Here is a 5,752-nt window from a genome sequence, read left to right on the forward strand (position 1 = left end):
AGATGAGCCGACAAATGGACTTGATCCCCAAGGGATACATGAAATGCGTGAATTAATAAAGAGCCTTGCTAAGGAAAGAGGCATTACTATACTAGTATCAAGTCATTTATTAAGTGAAATAGACCAGATGGCTACATATGTTGGGATTATTTCAAAGGGACGGCTCATTTTCCAGGATAAAATTGAAATTTTACGACAACATTCACATAATTCAATTAAGATTTTAGTTAATAAACCTAAGGAAGCATGGAAAATCATTCTTGCTAGTGGTATACCGTCAGTGATGGAGGAGGATAAAATTATTATTTCTAATACTGATAATACAGCTATAGCTAAGATTGTGAAAGCTTTAGTAGCAAATGACATATCTGTATTCCGTATTGAAAAAGAAAAAAATTCACTTGAAGATATTTTCCTAAACATCGTAAAGGAGGAACAAAACGATGTACAAATCCCTCCTAGCATCTGAATTTCTTAAATTAAAGCGTAAGTGGGTTTGGTTTTTAATAATGATAGCCCCAATAGGTGTTATTATACTTCAAGCAATAAATTTTAGTTTAAGATACGATTATTTGATAGAAAAATATAAAAATGATTTGTGGGGAGGGCTACTTTCAAATGTTCAGTCTCTTTCCCTTCCAGCAATACTACTAGGGATTACAATTATTACTTCTATAATAGCCCATTTAGAACACAGCTCTACTTCTTGGAAACACCTTTTAATACTACCAATAAAAAAAAGAAAAATATTTATAGCTAAATTTATATTAAGTTTTATTTTATTATTTATATCTTGCTCCATTCTCTTTATAGGGAGTATTTTTTTAGGTATAGGATTAGATTTTGGATATTCTATTCCATGGTCAAAAGTAATAAAAATTAGTTTTTTCCCTTACTTTTCTGCCTTACCAGTTTTAGCATTACAATTATGGTTATCCATTGTTTATAAAAATCAAGGAATCACATTAATAGTGGGAGTTTTAGGTACAGTATTAGCACTATTCTCAGAATCCTTGCCAGATTGGATTATATGGAAATTACCCTTACTTGCAAGTAAATCAAATACAACTACACTGTTAGGGGCTACAGTTGGGGTTTTACTAATTTTGATAACAACATTTGATTTTGTAAGAAGGGATGTGGATAAATAATGCTAAATTTAAGATTATTTTTGGCTGAATTCCATAAGATTAAAAAGACAAAAATCTGGCTACTATTATTTATTAGTCCCCTTTTAACAGGGATGTTAACTTACCTAAAAGTGAGTGATACATTAGCATCTTTAGATAATTGGGAAATTATTTATTCATTTGCTTCAATAATACACGCTATGATCTTTCTCCCATTATTAACTGGAATTTTTACTGCTTTTATCTGCCGTCACGATCATTTACATGGTGGGTGGAAGCAATTACTAGTTCAGCCTATAAAACGTTATCAACTTTACTGTACTAAAGCTATTTTTGTGCTATTTTCTATAATTATTACTCAACTTTTATTCCTTTTAGAAATAATTATAGTAGGTTCTATTTGCGGGATAACAGGCCCTTTTCCTACAACATATATATTCAAATCTTTAATAGGTGGAATATTTACAACATTACCTTTAATAGCACTTCAAATGTGGCTTTCCGCAATATGGTCCAGCTTTGCTGCTCCAATGGTAGTATGTGCTGGTCTAACGATACCTGGTATAATAATTAGTCAGTCTGAACGATTTGGTCCAATTTATCCATGGAGTCAACCCCTTTTAGCTATGTTACCTTCAGGTAGTGAAACAGGGCTATTATTTATTTCTACAAAAAGTATATTAATTGTATTGATTTGTTTTATTGTATTGTTCGCAGGGGGACTAATCAATTTCAATAAAAAAACATATTAATGTAAATACTAATGATTTTATATAATTACTTTAATATACAAGGCTGATTACTAATGAAAATAACCTAAATCTCGAATACATAAATCATTCGCTGTTACAGTTGGGACACACAGGGAACCGTAGGTTCGGTCATGTTGTTTACCTGAGCCTGTATGAATATGAAGGAACTGTCCACTTAATCAATCATACTCAAGCTGAATCTTTACTCCCGTTGTATGGCTGCATCCTCCTGCACCTGGATAAACGAATGAAAAAGGATTTGGAAGTTGAAATGCAGTTGAATCCAGGATACGAATACGCTTGAAAATAGAAGTGTATGGAGAAGAGAGCAGCTTAGCTGAAGATAACTTTTGGTTGAGAGGTTTAGCTAATACTTGTTGTAGAAACTGCACGGCTGCAGCGTTAAATCGCTGATTTAGTCCTTCGGGACTGATGAGCACTTCTGTTGATGCTTCTAAACAACTACATAACTGGGTTAAGGACGTTTTTGCTACAATTTGGCTTATCCATACACATAAAGCGACTAAATCTTTTGCTTGGTACTTACTCATTCGCTGTACAAATCCAACATCTCTAGCTAGATTCTGTAAGGTATTTGGGGATAAAAGACTCTGAATCTTCTGTGCGAATAGTTGTAGTTCGTCAGATACAGAAATAGACATACAAAAATACCATCCTTTCCTATGGTTCAACAGAAAGAATAGCTTATTTATATTTTTTTGGATATTTTATTTATATTTATTATTCCGAAAAAATGTTGACACTCTAGTATTACACTTGTAATATTGTATTATAGATTACAAATGTAATATAAGGGGTGGAATTTTAAATAATGAAAGAATTACCTAAAATATCGGAAGCTGAGTTAGAAGTTATGAAAGTACTTTGGTCAAGATCTCCTCAAACAGCAAATGAAGTGATTGAAGCGCTAGAAGTAACGATGGACTGGAAGCCGAAAACGATTCGAACGCTTATTAATCGATTAGTCCAAAAAGAAGCTGTTTCTTACCATCAGGATAAAGGGCGTATGTATGCTTATTATCCATTAGTGTCGCAAGATAGTTATCTACATGTAGAAACAAAATCGCTTCTCAAACGTTTCTATGGTGCAGCATTTAAACCTTTACTTGTGAATTTCTTAAAAGAAGAAAAGCTGTCTTCAGAGGATATTAACGAACTCAAACGTATTTTAGATGAGAAGAATGAGGAAAATCAGAGGAAGGATAGATTATAATGATAGATATGTTTGTAAACGTCTATCTACCTCGCTTTTTTGATTGGGTGATAGAAACTGCCATTATGGCAAGTATATTAGTTGGCCTAATCTTATGTATCAAAATCTTGCTTAGAAATAAGTTACCCCCACGATGGCAGTATCTATTATGGATAATATTAATTGTAAGACTTTTATTGCCATGGTCACCAGGTAGTTCTTACAGTATCTATTCTATTCTTTCGTACAGTAATGGAACTCCAGTTACTTCTCACCAAGACTCCACAGATCGTCGTATACAAGGATCGACGACTATAGGTGGTACAAAGACCTATACATATGGTTCTGCACAAACAGCTGAAAAAAGTAAGAAACAAACGCATAATAATGAAAAGAAAAATGACGAAACGGTTTCATTTTATACAATCGTTTTATATATTTGGCTTGCTGTGGTTATCATTCTATCTTTTGCCACCATCATTATGAATAAGCGTTTACTCTTCTATATAAAAAAGCAACCTGTTATTACAGATGAAAGGATTAGTAAAATCTTTGAGAGTTGTAAGAAATCTATGTCCGTTAAGCGAGATATCCCACTCCTCTTAGCTGGGAAAATTGCAAGTCCAACTGTTTTCGGATTCCTTAGACCAAGGGTGTTATTGTCAAGTGCACATATGAAAGTATTAGATGAGCAACAGTTACGATACATCTTTCATCATGAATTAGCTCATATCAAACGAAGAGATGTTGGTGTGAATTGGCTTATGCATGGTTTACTGATTCTAAATTGGTTTAACCCAATCCTTTGGTATGCCTACTCATGCATGCGGGAAGATCAGGAACTGGCGCGTGATGCATTTGCTCTTACATATATAGATTCAGAGGAAAAACTGGCATATGGTCATACCATTATTACCCTTTTAGAACACTACTCAAGTTATTATCAAGTACCAAGCTTAGCGAACTTAAGTAGAAATAAAAGAACATTAAAAAGGAGAATTCTTATGATTAAAAAATTTAAAAAGAACTCTTATCGTTGGTCTGCATTTGGAGTTGTTGCTATTCTTGCTGTATCATCTGTGTCTTTATTAAATGCACATGCAGATATACCAAATAACTCGCAGAAAGAACCAACGGAAGTGAAAAATAATATCAAAGAAGCAAAAGCACAAACTAAAGTTCCTATTCAGCAAATTGTAGAAAAGATGATTGGTACAAAAGAACAAGCATTTGCAGAATTTCATGTTTCAGAGGGGCGATATGAATATATACTTGAAGAAATGGAAGTGGCACGGAATCTGTTAACAAAAGAAGAATTTGACAAATTTATCAAATTGCAAACAGAGGAGTATATCATAGACAAAAAGATAAGATCAGTAGGGACACCTGAAGATTTAGAACCAGACGATCAAAAAAAATTAGAGGAGAATAGCAAAGCTATTGAACCATTATGGGGAAAAATTTATTCGCAGTTCACATCTCGTTCATTTGATTTTCCAATCAAGAAACCAAATTATGTAGCGAAAGGTTATGAACTAAAGAGGGAAAAAGTTGAACCAGTAATTACAACAAAAAAGCTGAATCCTATCATTAGCTCAGAATATAGAGCCGGGGAGTTTGGTTATACAATTTATCAATCTGACATTTTAGAAAGAGGAAGAGATCCATTTTATCAGTGGATTAATGACAATGACAAGATAGAAAATTATGAACTGGAAGGAGCACAATTCATATTTGGTAAAATGACCGGGAGTAATGTAAAGGGCATGAAAATGATTGTTCCTGCAAAAGGAAAGGACAGTACTTATCAAGTTGTAATCATTGATGATGTTTTAAATAAGGCTGAATTAGAGAAAATCATGATTTCCTTTTTGAAATAAAGACAGAGTCTCAAGAAAAGAATCTTGAGACTCTGTTTTTATTTCAGTTCGAATGAAATCTTCATGTGATAAAAGAAATTAATAATCTATAAAACAAAAAAGTGAGATGAAATTTTTGTTTTGGGAGGACTTCAAAATTTTAGCTTGATGGCGATGGGGCGGTACCCCTAAATAAACATTTTCTTTTTATACAGGTAGTTACTTTGGGAAGGTAGCTTATTTTTTTCGTTTTGAGGTAGTTTCTTTTTCTTAAGCTGATGGATATGGAGTGTCCGCCCTAAGTTAAATAAATTTTGGCTTAAAAACAATTAATTTTAACAACGTTAGGAGTATTTCATGCAGCACAATGCTATTTGTGTTGTAATGCATGAAGAAAAATTACATTAGAAAAGAGCTAGAATTCATCCTTTTAAGGGTAAATAGACTCTTAAAAGGATGGAAAAAAGAAACACTGAAGTAAAAAACCTATGTGTTTCTTTTTGATTAATATATTTACTGCGGCACAGATGTTCCTTCAATCCTATTATAAAAACGATTTTGAAAGTAAGTAATTTGTAAGTAATGGGTAAGAAAAAAGAAATTTTCATTGTGTATGATAAAAATATAAAGAGGCATGAAAGGAGAAACAGGTATGACCTATTTATAAAAAATAAACCAGTAACAAGAGTTTTTTAAGGAAAAGAAGTAATTTCTAGGGTTAACATACAAGTGGAAAAAGAGAATTTTACCGTTTGTTAGAACACAACAGCATTTGTAAAAATAATACTGAGTAAGATA

5 protein-coding genes and 1 pseudogene are annotated in these 5,752 nt (G+C 32.7%); 5 read left to right on the plus strand and 1 reads right to left on the minus strand.

Annotated elements, in window-relative coordinates:
* The 3 genes from KI369_RS18090 to KI369_RS18100 all read left to right on the plus strand — a co-directional run.
* On the plus strand, nt 1-469 hold a 469-nt coding region (locus tag KI369_RS18090), incomplete at its 5' end, for an ATP-binding cassette domain-containing protein (protein ID WP_212956846.1).
* Nucleotides 444-1,151: an ABC transporter permease gene (locus KI369_RS18095; RefSeq protein WP_212956847.1), complete on the plus strand. Its 708-nt coding sequence runs from the start codon at nt 444-446 to the stop codon at nt 1,149-1,151. The genes KI369_RS18090 and KI369_RS18095, both read left to right, overlap by 26 nt.
* Complete coding sequence (locus tag KI369_RS18100) at nt 1,151-1,882, plus strand: ABC transporter permease (protein WP_078438517.1); 732 nt, start codon at nt 1,151-1,153, stop codon at nt 1,880-1,882. The genes KI369_RS18095 and KI369_RS18100 overlap by 1 nt, the downstream gene beginning before the upstream one ends.
* Before the next feature lie 53 nt (nt 1,883-1,935).
* Here the strand turns inward: KI369_RS18100 and KI369_RS18105 are convergent.
* A pseudogene (locus KI369_RS18105) lies at nt 1,936-2,544 on the minus strand (IS4 family transposase); the annotation flags it as partial.
* A gap of 167 nt (nt 2,545-2,711) precedes the next feature.
* Here KI369_RS18105 and KI369_RS18110 point away from each other — a divergent pair.
* Together KI369_RS18110 and KI369_RS18115 are read left to right on the plus strand one after the other, a co-directional pair.
* A complete protein-coding gene (locus KI369_RS18110) occupies nt 2,712-3,116 on the plus strand; it encodes a BlaI/MecI/CopY family transcriptional regulator (RefSeq protein ID WP_085965065.1) in 405 nt (134 codons plus the stop codon).
* Complete coding sequence (locus KI369_RS18115) at nt 3,116-4,975, plus strand: M56 family metallopeptidase (protein ID WP_212956848.1); 1,860 nt, start codon at nt 3,116-3,118, stop codon at nt 4,973-4,975. The genes KI369_RS18110 and KI369_RS18115 overlap by 1 nt, the downstream gene beginning before the upstream one ends.
* Nucleotides 4,976-5,752 lie beyond the last annotated feature (777 nt).

Source organism: Bacillus sanguinis (assembly GCF_018332475.1).
Classification (GTDB): domain Bacteria; phylum Bacillota; class Bacilli; order Bacillales; family Bacillaceae_G; genus Bacillus_A; species Bacillus_A sanguinis.